Source organism: Branchiibius cervicis (assembly GCF_042661605.1).
Taxonomy (GTDB): domain Bacteria; phylum Actinomycetota; class Actinomycetes; order Actinomycetales; family Dermatophilaceae; genus Branchiibius; species Branchiibius cervicis.
The window spans coordinates 13,560-30,779 of sequence record NZ_JBHSWJ010000001.1 but is presented as its reverse complement, the minus strand read 5'-3'; the positions used below and the strand labels follow the sequence as shown (position 1 = coordinate 30,779).

Sequence of the window (17,220 nt, the reverse complement as noted above, 5' to 3'; positions counted from 1 at the left end):
CGCGAGCGCCGTACGCTCAGGGCATGACCACGCGCGACACGAACTGGCCCGCCGGCTATCCCTGCTGGATCGACATCAGCTTCGACACCGAGCATCGCCGCTTGCATCACGCGGCGACGTTCTACGGCGAACTGTTCGGCTGGCGGGTCGAAGAGGGCGACGAGCAGTACGGCGGCTATCGGATGTGCTTCAAGAACGACGCCGCCGTGGCCGGCCTGGCCCCGAAGATGGATCCCCAGCAGCCGAGCGTGTGGCTGCTCTACCTGGCCAGCGACGACGCCGCGGCGACGACGGCCGCGGTCCGGCAGTACGGCGGCCAGGTCATCGTGGAACCCATGGATGTGGGCAACCTCGGCACGATGAGCGTGTGCGTGGACCCGCAGGGCGGCGTCTTCGGCGTGTGGCAGGGCAAGGAACACCACGGTTTCGAACTCATCGACGAGCCGGGCTCGGTGGGCTGGTCGGATCTGCTGACCCACGACGGCACCGCCGCCCAGGAGTTCTACGCAGCAGTCTTCGGCTACACCTACCGCGAAGCAGACGCCGACGGCTACTTCTTCATCGAGAAGGACGGTCAGGTCGTCGGCGGTCTGCACCAGGCGCCGCAGGACGTACCGGTCGGCTGGCTGGTGCACTTCAACGTCGCATCGCGTGACGCCTCGGCCCAGATCGCCCAGGAGCTCGATGGAGAAATCATCATGACGCTCGACACCGTCGCCGGGCCGGAGGCGACCATCCAGGGCCTGGGCGGTGAGTTGTTCAACCTCGTGGAGCCGACGACCAATTTCACCCTGTAGCCCGCGTTTTGCCCCGCGATGGGCGGGCACGGGAGAATCGGGGCATGCATTCGCTGGCCGACATCACCCCGCCCATCGCCCTCGGTGCCCTCGACGGCCGCTACCGCGCCGCCGTGGCGCCGCTGGTCGATCACCTGTCGGAGGCGGCCCTCAACCGGCAGCGGGTGCACGTCGAGATCGAGTGGCTGATCCACCTGACCAGCGAGCACGTCGTCCCCGGGGTCCGCGAACTGACCGGCGCAGAGCAGGACCACCTGCGCGCCATCGTCGATCACTTCGGGGCCGACGACATCGCCGAGCTGGCCGAGATCGAACGGGAAACCGTGCATGACGTGAAGGCGGTCGAGTACTACCTCAAGCGTCGGCTGCCGGCGATCGTGGGCGACGCGGACGCGGCCGGGTTGTCGGAATTGATCCACTTCTGCTGCACCAGCGAGGACATCAACAACCTGTCCTATGCGCTGATGGTGCAGGGCGCGACACAACAGGTCTGGCTGCCGAAGGCCACCGCATTGGTGGACCAAGTCACGACCATGGCCCGGGATCTGGCCGAGACCCCCTTGCTGGCGCACACCCACGGCCAGCCGGCGACGCCGACGACCATGGGCAAGGAGTTGGCTGTGCTGGCCCATCGCTTGGGTCGCCAACTGCGCCGGGTCAAGGACGCCGAGTACCTGGGCAAGCTCAACGGGGCCACGGGGACGTACGGCGCGCATGTCGAAGCGGTGCCCGGCGCCGATTGGGTGGGCATCTCCAAGTCCTTCGTCCAAGGCCTGGGCCTGACCTGGAACCCGCTGACCACCCAGATCGAGAGCCACGACTGGCAGGCCGAGCTCTACTCCGACATCGCCCGCTTCAACCGGATCCTGCACAACCTGTGCACCGACATGTGGACCTACATCTCGATGGGTTATTTCGCGCAGGTCCGCGGCCAGGGCACCGTGGGTTCCTCGACCATGCCGCACAAGGTCAACCCGATCCGCTTCGAGAACGCCGAGGCCAACCTCGAGGTCAGCAACGCGTTGCTGGACGTCCTCTCGGCGACGCTGGTCCAGTCGCGCCTGCAGCGCGACCTGACCGACTCCTCGATGCAGCGCAACGTCGGCACGGCGTACGGGCACTCGGTCCTGGCGATGGACAACGTGAGCCGCGGGCTGGCCGGTCTGGACGCCGTACCGGATGCGATGCTGGCCGATCTCGAGGCGAACTGGGAGGTGCTCGCCGAGCCGATCCAGTCGGCCATGCGCGCGCTCGGCGCCCAGGGCGTGCCCGGGATGGAGCAGCCCTACGAACGGCTCAAGGAACTCACCCGCGGCCGCCGGATCAACGGCGAGGATCTGCGCGAGTTCGTCAAGGGGCTCGGCCTGCCGGGTGAGGTCGAGGAGCGGTTCCTGACGATGACTCCCGCGACGTACGTCGGTCTGGCGCCCAACCTGGTCGCCTACCTCGACATCCACTGACGTATACCCCGAGGGGGTATCAGTGTAGGCTTGAGCTATGGCTGGGTACACCGGGAGCAAAGACGACTACCTCAAGCGGCTGCGTCGCATCGAGGGACAGGTGCGGGGCGTGCAGCGCATGGTCGATGAGGACACCTACTGCATCGACGTCCTGACCCAGATCAGCGCGATCACCAAAGCGTTGCAGTCGGTCAGCCTGGGCCTGCTGGAGGATCACATCGGGCACTGCGTCGTTGGTGCCGCCCGCGAGTCCGACGAGGCCGCGCAGGCCAAGGTCGAAGAAGCCTCAGCCGCCATCGCGCGGCTGGTGCGAAGCTGAAGGAGACGCAATGCAACAGCAGGTGAAGGTGTCGGGCATGACGTGCGAGCACTGCGTGCGTGCGGTCACCGAGGAGTTGACCGCGCTCGACGGGGTCAGCGATGTCCACATCGAGCTGATCAGCGGCGGCGACTCGCCGGTCACCATCCTCAGCGAGGATCTGGTCGACCCCGAGCTGATCGCCGCGGCCGTCGACGAGGCCGGCTACCAGGTGGTCACCGGGGACTGAGGTCCGAGGACCTCAGATCGTGACGTCGCCGTTCGGCGTCGCGAAGGTGATCGACATCAGACCTGGGGTGCCCTTCGGCGCCGCGAAGTCGAACACGATCTCCGGCTCCCAGTCCTCACGGTCCACCCCCGGCTCACCGGTGAGGCCCAGCCATTCGCGAACCCGGTCCGGAGAGCCCGCGATCGCCATGCCTTTGAGCGACGCGTGGGCGGGGCCGTCGGTCGACGGGTGCGGGACACCGTCGCCCCACTGGATGAAGAACGGCACCTGCGCGTCGTTGGTCAAGCCCTTCACGCCCAACTGCTTCCAGGTGAGCTCGATCCCGTCGGGGCGGTGCCGCAGACCCGGAGCGGAGGTACGGCCGACCAAGCCCTCCGCGATCGCGATGTCGTCGACGCCGACGACCCACGCCATCCAACCGCCACCACCGATGGAGCGGGCACGGACCGCCTGACCGAAGGGCGCCTTGTCCGAGGCGGGGTGGTCGAGGACCTCCACAACCTCCAGGAACCGGCCGTCGAGTAGCGGGATGATCGAGTTGCGCGTGCCGAAGCGGGGGTGCACACCGCCATCGACCGGTTCGGTGCCGAGCTCATCGCCGAGGCGCTTGGCCGTCGCGATCAAACCATCGGGCTCTGCTGCGTAGACAACGTGATCGACTCGCATGTTCAGATGGTGCCACCTGTGATCGCCCACACCGAATCGGGGGTCAGCCTCCGCTTCGTCGCTGCCGGACCGCTTCGTAGATAACGATCGCCGCCGACGTCGCCACATTGAGCGAATTCACTATGCCGGACATGGGGATTCGGACCTTCACGTCGGCCGCGTCCAGCACCTCTTCGGTCAGCCCGGTCTTCTCGGTGCCCACCGCGATCGCGACCGGACCGGTCAGGTCCACGTCCGTATGCAGCGTGTCCGTGTCGGGGGTAGTGGCCACCAGACGTACGCCGTGTGCGGACAACCACTGCAGCGTCGCCGTGGTCGGGGCCGCGGCGACCGGCACGGAGAAGACGGTCCCTTTCGAGGCCCGCACGACATTCGGATTGCCCCAGTCGGTCACCGGATCGGCAGCCACGAACGCATCGACGCCCGCCGCGTCGGCGGTCCGCAGCATCGCACCGAGATTGCCGGGCTTCTCGACCGCCTCGGCCACGAGAAGTAACGGCTGCGCCGGTAGTTCCAGGTCCTCGGGGCGCGCCAGGACAGCAGGGACGACAGCCAGGAAACCGTCCGCTCCCTCGCGATAGGCCACCTTCTCGAACGCAGCGCGACTGAGGGTGATGACCTCGGCGCCCGCGGCCGTGGCCGTGTCGACGACGTCCTGCTGGCCCGCCGGATCCGCCATCAGGTCCGGGCAGAGGAACAGCGTCTGCGGGCACACCCCGGCGGACAGGGCCAGGCCCAGCTCGTCGTACCCCTCGACCAGGGTTTGCCCGGTCTGCTCGCGACCGCGACGGCGACGCAGCGTCGCGAGGGCTTTGAGTCGCGGGTTGGCCGCGGACGTGATGTGCAGGCTCACAACAGCGAGCGCAGGACGGTGGCCGCACCGTCCTGCTCGATGGTCCCGGTGACCTCGTCGGCGACGGCCTTCACCTCGTCCGGGGCCTGGCCCATCGCCACCCCGCGCGCGGCCCACTCCAGCATTTCCAGGTCGTTGCGGTGGTCTCCGACCGCGACGGTGTCGCAGGGTTCGACGCCCAGGGATCGGCGTACCTGCTCCAGGGCGGAGGCCTTCGAGACGCCCTCGGGGTTGATGTCCATCCACGCCGAGAACCCGACCGCGTAGTTGACCTCGTGCAGACCGAGCCGCTCGGCCAGTTCCAGGAAGTCCTCCGCGGTGCCGCTGGAGGAACGGAAGGTCAGGCGCGTCGTGGGGTGTTGCTCCAACTCCTCCCAGGAGACGACCTTCTGCACTCCGTTGAGCTCCCCCTCGGGGAACGGTGCGCTGAGCAGGAAACCCTCGCCCAGCACCTCGACGGCGACGGTCGCATCCGGCCACGCGTCCCGCAGCTTGCCCAGCACCGGGCCGGGGTCGAAGGTGACCGTCTCGATCACGTGATAACCGGCCGGCGCGGCCGGGTCGAGCGTGATCGTCACGGCCCCGTTGGAGCACACGACATAGCCGTCGGTCAGACCGATGTGCTCGGCGATCGGGGTGGCCGCGATGACGGACCGGCCCGTTGCGATGACGACGTGATGGCCCGCGTCGACGACGGCGCGTACGGCGTGCCGTACCGCATCCGACATCGTCCCGTCGAAGTGCAGCAACGTGCCGTCGACGTCCAGGGCCACGAGCTTCCGGGTCACGCGCTCACTGTACGGGGCGTGGACCCGGCGGCAGCGTAGGTATCAGTTGCGTCGCAACAGGCCGAGCACCCCGGCGGCGGCCATCAGGATGCCGGCGACCAGGGTGACCCATAGGCCGACCCCCGGCTTGTACGTCACGGTCAGCGCCACACCGGAGTTCTTCAGCTCGTCGGTGTCGATGAAGTGCGAGATCTGGGCGATCCGGAAGATGGCGAGCCCCATGATGATCAATCCGCCGGCGATGGCGGCGATCGCACCCGGCAACGGCAACCTGCCCAGCAGGGCCAGCACGGCCAACACCAGGACCACGACCGCGATGACGATCACGATCCACCCGGTCGTGATGCCTCCGCTCGACGTGACGTTGTCCGCGAACTCGCGAAGGATCTCCGAGTTGTTCGGCAACGTCACACCGACCGCCCCCACGCCATTGGCTGTGACACCGATGTCACCCTGCGCCAACAGCGGGATGTTCAGGGTGGCGGTGAGCCAGTTGAGGAAGGAGCCCAGGATGGCCAGCAGCGATCCGACCGCGGCACCGATGGCGCCCAGGCGCGCCAACGAGCTGACCGGCGCCTTGGTGGCCGTGGATTGCCCGTAACCGGTCGCGCCGTAGGCCGGTGCGCCGTACGGCTGGCCGTACTGCTGGGGCTGGCCGTATTGCTGGGGCTGGCCGTACTGCTGGGGCTGGCCGTACTGCTGGGGCTGGCCGTACTGCTGCGGCTGCGCGTACTGCTCGGGCTGGCCGTACTGCTGCGGCTGGCCGTACTGCTGCGGCTGGCCGGACTGCGGGGGTTGGGCGTACTGCTGCGCATCGCCGTACGCCGGCTGCTGGGGTGCGTACTGCTGCGGCGCCTGACCGTAGGGCTGCTGCTGCGGCGCCGACTGGCTCTGCGGCGATTGGTAACCCGGGGGCTGGTAGGAGGGCGCGCCGTACGGGCTGCTGACGGGGGTCTCCTGGGTCGGCGGGGTGACCGGCGTTGCCTGGGTGACATCGGCGGAGTCCGACGACGGGCTGCCGTACGGCGAGGCGGGGGGCGGTGCCTGGGGCGCTTGCGCCTGCTGGGGATCCGGCTGCTGGGGGTCGGGCTGCTGGTCGGTCATGACGGTCTCCGCGTTCGTGCGATGGCGCCGTGCGGCGCACTCCTGCCCTCAATCTATGAGGAAAGGAGGCGCCGCACCATGTCGGGAATACTCAGTCGTCGGTGAGGGCAAGGGCCTCCCGGTAGCTGAGCCGGTGGCCGGTCTGCAGCAGCGACCGCCGGTACAACCGCTCCGCGATGCGCACGATGTAGTACGCCGCGGCCAGCCCGATCAGCAACGCGACCACCGGTTCCCACCATGCGGCGTCCCCCGACACCACCCGCACGGGCATTGCGATCGTCGAGAAGAGCGGCACGTAGGACGCGATGGTCAGGAACAGCCCCTTACCGGTGATCCCGACGATGAAGACGATGACCACGAGCATCGTCAACGGAGTCGACGTGGATTGCAGGTCCTCGTTGCGGGTCGCGAGTGCCCCAGCCACCGCCCACACTGCGGCGAAGGTCACGAATCCCACCACGAAGAACAGGACGAACCAGAAGATGCCGCTCGACACCTGCGACAAAAGGTCACGACGACCGGTCGCGACGAGGCCGATGATGCCGGCCAGCGCGAAGATCGCGACCTGGGCCAGGGCCAGGACCGTGTTGCCGACCACCTTGCCGATCAGCAGCTGCCGCAACGGAATCGCGCTGGCCAGGATTTCGACGATCCGGTTCTGCTTCTCCTCGATGACGCTGCTGGCGATCGACATCCCGAACAGCAGCGCCGCGATGTAGAACAGGAATCCGAAGACCAGCCCGATGATCTTGCCGGTGCTCTGCTGGTCATCGCCCGATTGCAACAAGTCGTACCTGACGGTGCTGCCCTTGGCCAACTGGTCCAGGGAGACCCCGGCGGCGGCCGCGTTACGTTGCAACGCATCCTGCTGGACCGCTTGCGGGATCCACGTCTGCGCGGCACTGTCCTTGCTGGACTTGCCGACCAGTCGCCAGCCGCCGTCACTGGTGGGAAGGAGCGCCACATCCGCCTTGCCGTCAGTCACGGCACGCTCGGCCGCCGCTTGATCGGCGTACGTCGAGGTCTTGAAGGTCACCTTGTCCGAACCGGCCTCGTGAGCGGCCTTTTCCGCCTGCTGGGTCACGGTCGTCGCGCTCGAACTGAGCACTGCGACGTTGGTGGTCTGGGGCCGGCTGGCCAGGTAACCCTGGACCGCCAGGGTGCCCAGGATCAATGCCAGCACCACCACGGTCGAGACGATGAAGTTGCGATCCTTCAGCTTGACCGACATCTCCCGGGCGGCCACGATCCGCCACAACTGGTTGGTCTTCATGCCGGCACCTCCTGCTGGCTGTGAGCTGTTCCTGCGGTCACTTCGCGATAGATGTCGGCCAGGCTGGGCCGGATCGGCCCGAACTCCTGCACCGAGCCCCGGGCCATCGCCTCGCGCAGTACTGCGTCCGACTGCTCCGGCGAATCGAACTGCACGACAGCGGTATTGCCTTCGATGTCGACGACGTGCACGCCCTGATCGCGCAGCCATCCGGCGTCGCCGCCCAGGACCAAACGGTGGCGGACCGCCTCCGTGGCGCGCAGATCGTCAGCGGTTCCCTCGGCCACGACCCGGCCGCGGGAGAGGATGACCAGCCGGTCGCAGAGCCGCTCGACCAGATCCAGTTGGTGGGAAGAGAACAACACCGGCACACCGCGTCCGGTGAACTCGCGCAGCAGCGCCGCCATCGAGTCGACCGCCGCGGGGTCCAGGCCGGAGAAGGGTTCGTCCAGCACCAGCATGGTGGGATCGGCTACCAACGCGGCGATGATCTGGACCCGCTGCTGATTACCGAGGGACAGCGATTCCAGTTTGTCGCCGGTCCGCTCGCCGAGGTCGAACCGCTCCAGCAACTCGGTCGAGCGGGTGGCTGCATCCTGCGCGCTCAGGCCGCGCAGCCGGGCCAGGTAGATCAACTGGTCCAGGATCGGCTGCTTGGGGTAGAGGCCGCGCTCCTCGGGCATGTAGCCGAAGCCGCGACGGTCGGCGGTGGTGATGGCCCGATCCTGCCAATCGATCTGTCCACCGTGTTGGGCCAGAACGCCCATGATCATCCGCATCGTGGTCGTCTTGCCGGCGCCGTTACCGCCGACGAAGCCGGTCATCGCCCCGTCCGGCACGGTGAAACCGACCCGGTCGACGGCCAGGTGGTCACCGAACCGTCGAGTGACGTCTCGTAGTTCCAACATGCTTGCGACGCTATGGCCGACGACCGGGCCCGCGGATCCACCCGCGGGCGGAGATCGACCTGCCGCTACTCCCCCGGCAGGACGAGGCCGCTTTCGTAAGCGCGTACGACGGCCTGCACCCGGTCGCGTAACTGCAACTTGGCCAGGACGCTCGACAGGTGGGTTTTGACGGTGCTTTCGCCCAACACCAGGTGCTGCGCTATCTCCGCATTGGACAGACCCTTGCCGACGAGGGTGAGCACCTCGAGCTCACGCGGGGTGAGTTGCTCCAGAGCGCGGTCCGGCTCCGGGGTGGGGGTCGCCGTACTGCGCTCGATCACCCGGCGGGTCACCTCGGGCGCCAGCAGGGCGTAACCACGGCCGACGGTGCGGATCGCGTCGGCCAACTCCTCGGGGCTGGTGTTCTTCAACAGGAAGCCGCTGGCTCCCGCGGCCAGGCCTTCGAAGAGATAATCGTCACGATCGAACGTCGTCAGCAAAAGCACCTTCGCGGTGCCGGCCGACACGATGCTGCGACACGCGTCGATGCCGTTGCACCGGGGCATCTCGACGTCCATCAGGACAACGTCCGGCGCCAATCGGGCTGTCGCCTCGACGGATTGGGCACCGTCGGCCGCTTCACCGACGACCTCGATGTCGGGCTCGACCGACAGCATCATCGCGAAACCGCTGCGGACCAGGGCCTGATCATCGACGACCAGGATGCGCAAGGGTGCCTCGGACATGGCTCGACCATATCCAGCGGCTAGCGTGGGACTACCCGCCGACCGAGAGGACGCATGCTCGTGAAACTCGCCCAGCAACTTGTCGGACAACTGCAGGACGCCGGGGTGCGCCGGATCTACGGGATCGTGGGCGACAGCCTGAATCCCATCGTGGACGCGGTGCGGGAGACCGGGGGCAGCGCCAAGGGCGGGATCGACTGGGTCCATGTCCGGCACGAAGAGGCAGCGGCGTTCGCCGCCTCCGCCGATGCCCAGTTGACCGGTGAACTGGCCGTGTGCGCGGGCTCCTGCGGCCCGGGCAACCTGCACCTGATCAATGGCCTGTACGACGCGAACCGCACCGGGGCGCCCGTCCTGGCGATCGCCAGTCACATCCCGAGCGTCCAGATCGGGCAGTCCTACTTCCAGGAGACCCACCCCGACCGGCTCTTCAACGAATGCAGTGTCTACAGCGAGTTGATCAGCACCCCGCAGCAGTCCCCGCGGGTCGTGCACGCGGCTATCTCGCACGCGCTCGGCGATGGCGGCGTGGCGGTGGTGACGCTGCCCGGCGATCTGGCGTCGCTGGACGCGCAGGGTGAGGCACCGGCGTACGTGCCGATCGAGCACGGCCACCTGATGCCCGCGCCGACCGTGGTGCAGCAGTTGGCCGAGGCGATCAACGCCGCGTCGCGGGTGGCGATCTTTGCCGGCTACGGCACCGGTGAGGCGCACGATCAGGTGATTGCGCTCGCCGAGAAGATCGGTGCGCCCATCGGGCACAGCCTGCGCGGCAAGGACCAGATCCAGTGGGACAACCCCTATGACGTGGGGATGACCGGTCTGCTCGGGTACGGCGCGGCAGCCGCCGGGATCGAGGACGCCGACCTGTTGCTCCTGCTGGGGACCGACTTCCCCTACGACCAGTTCCTGCCCGATGTGCGCACCGCTCAGGTCGACCGGCGGGCCGCGATCATCGGGCGCCGGACCGGGGTGGACCTGCCGGTCCACGGCGATGTGCTGCCCACGTTGCTGGCGCTGGAGGAGTTGGTCGAGCCGAAGAAGGACCAGAAGTTCCTGGCCAAGACACTCAAGAAGCACGAGCGGCTGATGAGCAAAGCCGTTGGTGCGTATACGAAGAACGTCGAGACCCGAGTCCCGATCCACCCTGAGTACGCCGCGTCGATCCTGGACAAGGTGGCGGCGCCGGACGCGATCTTCACCGCGGACACCGGTATGTGCAACGTGTGGACGGCCCGCTACATCGAGCCGTTGGGAACGCGCCGGTTGATCGGGTCCTTCCTGCACGGGTCGATGGCCAATGCCCTTCCGCAGGCGCTGGGCGCGCAGTTCGCCTTCCCGAACCGTCAGGTGGTGGCGGTCTGCGGCGACGGCGGGCTGTCGATGCTGCTGGGCGACATGCTGACCGCCCGGATGTACGACCTGCCGATCAAGGTCATGGTGTTCAACAACGCCACGCTCGGCATGGTCAAGCTCGAGATGCTCGTCGATGCCATGCCTGACTACGGAACCGACACTCCCTCAGTCAATTTCGCCGATATCGCGGCGGCAATGGGCTGGCATTCGATCCGGGTCACCGACCCGCGGCAGTTGGAGGGCGCGTTCGGGGAATCACTTGCCTCGGACGGTCCGTCGTTGGTGGACATCGTCACCGATCCGCGCGCGTTGTCCATCCCGCCCAAGATCACCTCCGACCAGGTCTTCGGCTTCGCGACGGCCATGAGCAAGATCGTGCTCAACGGCGGCGCCGGGGAGGCCGTGGCGATGGCACGGTCCAACCTGCGCAACATCCCGCGCGGCTGAGGACTTGCCTCGACGGCCGGCCAGACGAAACGGCAGTGATCGCTGGCGATCACAGGCTTGCCCTGGTGGGGTGACGGTATGGCTTCAGACCCGGCGCCGAGGACGTTGCTCGCTGGTCCCGTCTGCTCCTCGTGCGGGCCGCGACCTTCGTCCTCATCACGCACTCGGCCGTCGCACGTCAACTCGGTATCAGTCAGCCCGCGGTGACCAAACAGCTCGGTGCCACGAAACTCGCTGACGTCCAACGCCTCGATCGGGCGCTTCTCCTCGAGGCCTGCCCGCCTGATGCCGCGCCAGTTCACGTCTCGTCGTCGGACGACGACGCGACGCAGCGGGCCTGGCTTGACCAAGCGACCGCCTGGATGTTCGGTGAATCGCTGGTCGAAGCCGTCGACGAGCCACCTTTTGATGCCTTGGTGACGGTGCCCATGGGGATCGGACACAACGAGGTCGACGAGTTGTCCGGCATGCTCCAGCGACTGCTGCGGCGGGACGTCATCATCCACCCCGTCGCCGGGTGAACCCGACCTACACCAGGAAGGGGATCCGCGCCCGCACGCGGAACCCTCCGGTCGCCCGCGGACCGATGTCCGCTTCGCCGCCGAGGGCGGCGACGCGTTCGCGGATGCCCTGCAGCCCCAGGCCCGTCCCTGCGGTCCCCGCCAGAGTGGAGCCGCCGTCGAGAACCTCCACCTCGACGTACGCGCCATCTCCGGCCCGCACGACACGCACAGTCACCGACGCAAACGTCGCGGAGGAGTGCGCGCGCACGTTGGACAGCGCCTCCTGCACTACCCGATACACCCCGAAACCCGCTGCTGCGGGCACCCGCTCGGCCAGGCCATCGACGTCCACCAGCACGTACGTCGTGCCAAGACCCAGCGTGTCGAACTGGGCTACCAGCGCCGGGACGTCCGCCAACGTCGGTGGCGGAGTCCTCGACTCGGCGTCGTCGCCGCGCAACGTTCCGACCAGGGAGCGCATCTCGGTGACGGCCGAACGGGCCGATGACTCAACGGTTTCCAGCGCACCGGCCGCTGCTGGCGGATCAACCGTGAGCACGCGTCGCGCGGCGGCTGCTTGCACGCCCATCAGCGCCACGTGATGCGCGACCACATCATGCAGCTCGCGGGCGATCCGGACGCGTTCGTCGACGACCGACCGGTCACGCAACTCGGCGGCCTGTCGCTCGATCAGCCCCGCCTGGCCGGCCAGCGCGGCCCGCTGCCGGGCGTTGCGCCAATCCAGCGCTCCACCCAGGATCGCGCCGCCGAAGTAGATCGCGTTGATCAGGTAGATGTAACCGGTCAGCGCAGCTGCAGGGGAACGGGCCCGGAGACGAGGCACCGTTTGAGGTCCGGTGGACCAGATCGACAGTCACCCACACCATCAACGCAGCGACGCACAACAGCACGACCGCCACCGTCCGGCCACGCGGCGCACCCCAGGCGATTGCCGCGTAGAAGACTGCGAGGAAAAGGAATTGCAGCACGAGGCTCACCGCGAGCGGCGGTAGCAGGATCCCGGTCACGAGCCACAGCACCGTGATGGCTGCGACGGTCGCCACCGGGAATCGCCGGCGCCACACGATGAGCACACCCGCGAGTACCAGCGGCAGGTGCTGCACCACTTCCGGTGCGGCGATCTGGCTCAGCGAGCCCAGGCTGCGTTCCAGCTCCAGACCGACCGCTCCCACCACCAGGAAGCCGACCGCAATCGCGATATCCCGGCGCCACCAACGCGAAGGAAGCGGTCGACGCCATGGATCTCCGACACCGAAAAACGCCCCAACTGTCGCCACCGGGCCAGGCTAGCCAGGTCAGGTGACCGGCTTGAGGACATCCTCACCGACGTACGGCGCGAGCGCGGCGGGCACTCGGACCGAGCCGTCCGACTGCTGGTGGTTCTCCAGAATCGCCACCAGCCACCGCGTCGTCGCCAACGTGCCGTTCAGCGTTGCAACGATCTCCGACTTGCCCTCGTCCGTGCGGAACCGGGTGTTCAGGCGGCGGGCCTGGTACGTCGTACAGTTCGAGGTCGACGTCAACTCGCGGTACCGACCCTGGGTCGGCACCCACGCCTCGCAGTCGAATTTGCGCGCCGCCGGGTTGCCCAGATCGCCCGCCGCGGTGTCGATGATCCGGTACGGCACCTCGATCTTGGCCAGCATCTCCCGCTCCCAGCCCAACAACCGCTCGTGCTCGGCCTGCGCCTGCGCGGGATCGCAGTAGACGAACATCTCCAACTTCTGGAACTGGTGCACCCGGATGATCCCCCGGGTGTCCTTGCCGTGCGAGCCGGCCTCGCGGCGGTAACAGGTCGACCAGCCGGCGTAGCGCTTCGGCCCCTTCGACAAGTCGATGATCTCGTCGGCGTGGTAGCCCGCGAGCGCCACCTCCGAGGTACCGGTCAGGTACAGGTCGTCGGCTTCGAGCCGGTAGACCTCATCGGCGTGTTCGTCGAGGAACCCGGCACCGGTCATGATGTCCGGCCGGACCAGCGACGGCGTGATCATCGGGGTGAACCCGTGCTCCACCGCGAAGGCCAGACCCATCTGCAACAGACCCAGTTCGAGCCGGGCGCCGACACCGGTCAGGAAGTAGAACCGCGAGCCGGCGACCTTGGCGCCCCGCTCCATGTCGATCGCCCCCAGCTTCTCGCCGAGGGCCAGGTGGTCCAGCGGCTCGAAATCGAACTGCGTCGGGGAACCCACGACCTCACGGACCGTGTAGTCGTCCTCCCCGCCGCTGGGTACACCGTCGACGATGATGTTGCCGACCTTCTTCAACAGCGCCTCGAAGGTCGCCGACTGTTCGTCGGCCTGGGCCTCCAGCGACTTCACCTGCGCCGCGAGGGCGGCCGCGTCGGCGCGGGCCTGCTCGGCCTGTTGCTGCAGGGCCGTGACATCCTCGCCGCGTTTGCGGGCGGCGTTCAACTGGCCCATCGCGGCGCCGACCTGCTTGCTGACCGACTTCTGCTGCGAGCGCAGTTCCTCGAAATGCGACAGCGCGTTGCGTCGCGCGGAGTCGGCCGCCAGGATCTGGTCCACCAGGGACTCGTCGGCTCCCCGGGCTCGTTGGCTGGCCTTGACCCGCTCCGGGTCCTCCCGCAACACCTTGATGTCGATCACGATCGACAAGGCTAGCCTGGCCCTGGGATAGGTTGCGGTCATGCCCACGGCTGCGGTGATCGTCAACCCGACCAAGGTGTCCGACGCCGCCACCCTGCGATCGCAGGCCCGCGGCGTTTTCGAGCGCCACGGGTGGGGGAACCCATGTGGTTCGAGACCACCGCGAAGGACACCGGGCGCGGTCAAACGATCCAGGCCATCGAGCACGGTGCCGATCTGGTCTGCCCGTACGGCGGGGACGGGACCGTCCGCGCGGTGGCCAGTGGTGCTCTGGGCAGCGGGGTCCCGTTGGGACTGCTCAGTGCCGGTACCGGGAATCTGCTGGCCCGCAACATGAAGCTGCCGCACCGGCGGTTCCAGGACGGCTTGGTGGCCGCGCTCACCGGCACTCCCCGGCCCATCGATGTCATGCGGATCACCATCGACCGCGACGGCTCCGGTGGGTGGAGCGAACCCGAATACGGCCTGGTGATGGCCGGATTCGGCCTCGATGCAGACATCCTCGGCGGCACCCCCGAGGCCCTGAAGGCCAGGCTGAGCTGGCTGGCCTATCCGGTCAACGGGCTGCGGCACATTCGGCACAACCACATCCCGATGACCGTCACCTTCGATGCCGATCAACCGGTCGACACCGAGGTCACCACCGTCATCGTGGGCTCGTGCGGACTCCTCACCGGCGGGGTGCAACTGATGCCCGGTGCCCGCTTCGACGACGGTGAGCTGGACGCCGTCATAATCCGCGCCGGCGGTGCCCTCGGCTGGCCGAAAGTCGTCACCAGCATTTTGAGCCGCTCCAAACGCTCGACCCACGCGGTGGAACGCCGGGTCGCCGAAGCCGTCGACCTGCGAGCCGGTACGCCGACCCCCATCGAGATCGACGGCGACCACCTGGGCAGTGCGATCGGCGTACGCCTCGAAGTGCTGCCCAGCGCGCTGAGCGTCCGCGGCTGATCCGCCGCCGGCCCGGGCGGCGTCGGAGCGGCCAGGTTCACCAGGCACACTCTGAGCATGACTCGCCGCCTGCTCGCCCCCGCCGTCCTGGCCGCGGCCGCACTCACGCTCAGCGCGTGCGGTGGCGGGGCTTCGAACTCCTCATCGGGTACGCCGAGCGGCACCACCGGCACCGCCGCGACGAGCAGTTCCGCACCGACCAGCACCTCGACCACCGCCACCTCCTCCGCCGGCAGCGCCACGACCGGTCATTCCCCGAGCACGAGCACGGGTTCGACGGCTACAGCCGGCAGCGTCCTGCCGAACCCCACCGGGTACAGCACGCCGACCTCCGTGATGCCGGTCGGCAACGGCTGCGTGCCCGCGCGGTTGTCCGTCAGCAGTGTCGGCATCGACGGCGAGCAGGTCGTGGCGATGGGCACCAACGCCCAGGGGCAGATCTACCCGCCGCCGAAAACGACCATGTGGTACGACAAATCGGCCCAGTTGGGCACCAGCGGTCGCACGGTCATCGCCGGCCACGTGACCTACGACGGCCCGGATGAGTTCTACGACCTGGACCGGGTGCGCACCGGTGCACCCGTGGACATCACCTGCACCGACGGGCGCCACCTGACCTACACGGTCACCGACAAACGATCCGAGCTGAAGACGAAGGTCACGACCGACCAGCAGGTGTGGGGCGGCAGTTCGTCACCGGTCCTGGTGCTCATCACCTGCGACAAGAACAGCCCGCTCATCGGTCAGCACCACCTGAACAACTACCTGGTCTGGGCCGAACCGGCCGCCTCCTAACCCAGCGACCGCAGCCATTCCCGCGCATCGGCGAAGGCTGCGTCGGTGGCGGCTGGTTCAACGGTGGCAGCTCGCAGATCGGCCCGCGGGTACGAACCCAGGAAACGCACGTCCGCGGCGGTCCGCCGCAGTCCGAGAAGGGCGTCCGCGACCCGTTCGTCGCGCAGATGCCCCTCCAGATCGATCGAAAAACAGTAGCTACCCATCGCCGCACCGGTCGGCCGCGACTCCAATCGGGTCAGGTTGATTCCGCGGGTCGCGAACTGCTCCAACAACTCCAGCAGGCCCCCGGCCCGGTCGGAGTGCTGGTAGAGCACAAGCGTGGTCTTGTCGAAGCCGGTCGGTGTCGGCAGCCAACCGGGCCGCGCCACCAGCACGAACCGCGTCACCGCCGACTTGTTGTCGCCGATGTCCTCCGCGAGCACCTCGAGGCCGCCGGCGGCGACCGGAGCGCAGACGGCTGCGTCGTACGGCGCGGGCTCACCGGCCGCGAGCGCCGCCTCGAGTGCCTGGGGCCCGGCGGCAGTTGACAGCGCCGGCACGTACGTCGCGCCGGGAGTGTTCGCTGCCGCCCAGCCGCGCACCTGTGCCCAGGCGTGCGAGTGGGTGCCGATCGTGCGGATGTCCGCGAGCGTCGTACCGGACGGCGCGACCAGCACGAAGGTGATGGGCACGAGGACTTCCCCGACGATCACCAGTTGCAGTGCGTTGAGGGCGTCGATGGTGGCCGGGACACCGCCCTCGATGGAGTTCTCGATCGGCACCATCGCGGAGTCGACGTCGCCGGACTGCACCGCGCGCAACGCGGCGTCGACGGTGGCGAAGGGCACGTGCTCGGCGCCCTGCGCCGGCCGCCAGGACAGCAGAGCCGCCTGGGTGAACGTGCCCTCGGGACCGAAGTATCCGTAGCGCATCAGGCGTCCTTCCGGTTGGTGCGGGCGGCGGCAATGGCCTGCTGCTCCTCGGGGGTGAGCTTCACCTCGGAGCGCCCGGAGAGCACACCCTTGGCGTAGGTGCGCGACTCGTCGCGGGCGTGGATCGAGGTGATGACCAGTCCGTCGCCGGAGTCGTCCAGCAGCGCCGCCGAGAACGATAGCTGCCCCCGGAATCGCCGAACGCGTCGTACCGCACGACCGCGACGTGCCGCAGGGCGGCGGCCACGTGCGGTGTGAGCCCGTCGACACGCGCGGCGAGGGCGCCCAGGTGCCGCTCGATCGCCGTACTGCGATCGGCCTGGCGGGTGAGCACCGCGAGCGCGTCACGTCGCTGGTCCGGGGGCCACAACGCCGTGAACTGCCGCTGGATCGCGCGCAACCGCAACAGCGCGGCCGCCGCCACCAGCAGCGCCAGCACGGCGAGGGTGAGGGCCAGCGCGAGCAGGGCGGTTTGCACGGATCGAGGGTACGGCGTAGGTAGACT

General features: G+C 68.2%; 19 protein-coding genes and 1 pseudogene. 8 read left to right on the top strand and 12 right to left on the bottom strand.

The genetic code is table 11. The features are described from left to right. The first annotated feature begins 23 nt into the window (after positions 1-23). Genes ACFQBT_RS00160 through ACFQBT_RS00145 form a run of 4 tightly spaced genes read left to right on the top strand, consistent with a single transcriptional unit; the run spans position 24 to position 2,805 of the window. Positions 24-797 carry a VOC family protein gene (locus ACFQBT_RS00160; RefSeq protein WP_377819837.1) on the top strand — a complete coding sequence of 258 codons (774 nt, stop codon included), beginning with the start codon at positions 24-26 and terminating at the stop codon, positions 795-797. Between the two features lie 44 nt (positions 798-841). Beyond that, positions 842-2,257 (top strand): adenylosuccinate lyase, encoded by a 1,416-nt coding sequence (purB, locus tag ACFQBT_RS00155; RefSeq protein WP_377819836.1) that lies wholly within the window; start codon positions 842-844, stop codon positions 2,255-2,257. A 37-nt stretch (positions 2,258-2,294) separates the two neighbouring features. After that, positions 2,295-2,576, top strand: coding sequence for a metal-sensitive transcriptional regulator (locus ACFQBT_RS00150; RefSeq protein WP_377819835.1), 282 nt, complete (start codon positions 2,295-2,297; stop codon positions 2,574-2,576). Between the two features lie 10 nt (positions 2,577-2,586). Continuing rightward, the gene (locus tag ACFQBT_RS00145; protein ID WP_377819834.1) at positions 2,587-2,805 is read left to right on the top strand and encodes a heavy-metal-associated domain-containing protein; all 219 of its coding nucleotides are present in this window, start codon (positions 2,587-2,589) and stop codon (positions 2,803-2,805) included. Positions 2,806-2,817: 12 nt separating this feature from the next. Here ACFQBT_RS00145 and ACFQBT_RS00140 read toward each other — a convergent pair whose 3' ends face one another. The 7 genes from ACFQBT_RS00140 to ACFQBT_RS00110 form a co-directional block, all read right to left on the bottom strand. Further along, a complete protein-coding gene (locus ACFQBT_RS00140; protein ID WP_377819833.1) occupies positions 2,818-3,471 on the bottom strand; it encodes a VOC family protein in 654 nt (217 codons plus the stop codon). 43 nt (positions 3,472-3,514) lie between these two features. Continuing rightward, the gene (locus ACFQBT_RS00135; protein ID WP_377819832.1) at positions 3,515-4,324 is read right to left on the bottom strand and encodes a TrmH family RNA methyltransferase; all 810 of its coding nucleotides are present in this window, start codon (positions 4,322-4,324) and stop codon (positions 3,515-3,517) included. After that, positions 4,321-5,112, bottom strand: coding sequence for an HAD family hydrolase (locus ACFQBT_RS00130; protein ID WP_377819831.1), 792 nt, complete (start codon positions 5,110-5,112; stop codon positions 4,321-4,323). The genes ACFQBT_RS00135 and ACFQBT_RS00130 overlap by 4 nt, the downstream gene beginning before the upstream one ends. 42 nt (positions 5,113-5,154) lie before the next feature. Next, entirely contained in the window at positions 5,155-6,216 is a 1,062-nt protein-coding gene (locus ACFQBT_RS00125) for a hypothetical protein (RefSeq protein ID WP_377819830.1), read from the bottom strand. Between the two features lie 91 nt (positions 6,217-6,307). Beyond that, the gene (locus ACFQBT_RS00120; RefSeq protein ID WP_377819829.1) at positions 6,308-7,489 is read right to left on the bottom strand and encodes an ABC transporter permease; all 1,182 of its coding nucleotides are present in this window, start codon (positions 7,487-7,489) and stop codon (positions 6,308-6,310) included. Next, the gene (locus tag ACFQBT_RS00115) at positions 7,486-8,397 is read right to left on the bottom strand and encodes an ABC transporter ATP-binding protein (RefSeq protein ID WP_377819827.1); all 912 of its coding nucleotides are present in this window, start codon (positions 8,395-8,397) and stop codon (positions 7,486-7,488) included. The genes ACFQBT_RS00120 and ACFQBT_RS00115 overlap by 4 nt, the downstream gene beginning before the upstream one ends. Before the next feature lie 65 nt (positions 8,398-8,462). Further along, positions 8,463-9,122 carry a response regulator gene (locus tag ACFQBT_RS00110; RefSeq protein ID WP_377819826.1) on the bottom strand — a complete coding sequence of 220 codons (660 nt, stop codon included), beginning with the start codon at positions 9,120-9,122 and terminating at the stop codon, positions 8,463-8,465. Positions 9,123-9,176: 54 nt separating this feature from the next. Between ACFQBT_RS00110 and ACFQBT_RS00105 the strand changes: the two genes are divergently transcribed. Both ACFQBT_RS00105 and ACFQBT_RS00100 read left to right on the top strand, forming a co-directional pair. Beyond that, the gene (locus tag ACFQBT_RS00105; RefSeq protein ID WP_377819825.1) at positions 9,177-10,925 is read left to right on the top strand and encodes a pyruvate dehydrogenase; all 1,749 of its coding nucleotides are present in this window, start codon (positions 9,177-9,179) and stop codon (positions 10,923-10,925) included. Between the two features lie 131 nt (positions 10,926-11,056). Next, entirely contained in the window at positions 11,057-11,446 is a 390-nt protein-coding gene (locus tag ACFQBT_RS00100) for a hypothetical protein (protein WP_377819824.1), read from the top strand. 7 nt (positions 11,447-11,453) lie between these two features. Here the strand turns inward: ACFQBT_RS00100 and ACFQBT_RS00095 are convergent, their stop codons facing one another. The 3 genes from ACFQBT_RS00095 to serS are packed head-to-tail and all read right to left on the bottom strand — an operon-like array spanning position 11,454 to position 14,055. After that, positions 11,454-12,098: a sensor histidine kinase gene (locus tag ACFQBT_RS00095; RefSeq protein WP_377819853.1), complete on the bottom strand. Its 645-nt coding sequence runs from the start codon at positions 12,096-12,098 to the stop codon at positions 11,454-11,456. Continuing rightward, the gene (locus ACFQBT_RS00090; protein WP_377819823.1) at positions 12,091-12,726 is read right to left on the bottom strand and encodes a hypothetical protein; all 636 of its coding nucleotides are present in this window, start codon (positions 12,724-12,726) and stop codon (positions 12,091-12,093) included. Before ACFQBT_RS00090 ends, ACFQBT_RS00095 begins: the two co-directional genes overlap by 8 nt. A gap of 18 nt (positions 12,727-12,744) precedes the next feature. Further along, a complete protein-coding gene (gene serS, locus ACFQBT_RS00085) occupies positions 12,745-14,055 on the bottom strand; it encodes a serine--tRNA ligase (RefSeq protein ID WP_377819852.1) in 1,311 nt (436 codons plus the stop codon). Between the two features lie 144 nt (positions 14,056-14,199). On the opposite strand from serS, the gene ACFQBT_RS00080 reads away from it, so the two are divergent. After that, entirely contained in the window at positions 14,200-15,006 is an 807-nt protein-coding gene (locus ACFQBT_RS00080; protein ID WP_377819822.1) for a diacylglycerol/lipid kinase family protein, read from the top strand. A 57-nt stretch (positions 15,007-15,063) separates the two neighbouring features. Continuing rightward, positions 15,064-15,801, top strand: coding sequence for a class F sortase (locus ACFQBT_RS00075; RefSeq protein WP_377819821.1), 738 nt, complete (start codon positions 15,064-15,066; stop codon positions 15,799-15,801). On the opposite strand, the gene pheA is transcribed toward ACFQBT_RS00075, so the two are convergent. Together pheA and ACFQBT_RS00065 are read right to left on the bottom strand one after the other, a co-directional pair. Further along, positions 15,798-16,715 carry a prephenate dehydratase gene (gene pheA, locus ACFQBT_RS00070; protein ID WP_377819820.1) on the bottom strand — a complete coding sequence of 306 codons (918 nt, stop codon included), beginning with the start codon at positions 16,713-16,715 and terminating at the stop codon, positions 15,798-15,800. The two genes, ACFQBT_RS00075 and pheA, sit on opposite strands and share 4 nt — an antisense overlap. Then, positions 16,715-17,139 (bottom strand): annotated as a pseudogene (locus ACFQBT_RS00065) (DUF4446 family protein). Before ACFQBT_RS00065 ends, pheA begins: the two are co-directional and overlap by 1 nt. Positions 17,140-17,220: the final 81 nt, after the last annotated feature.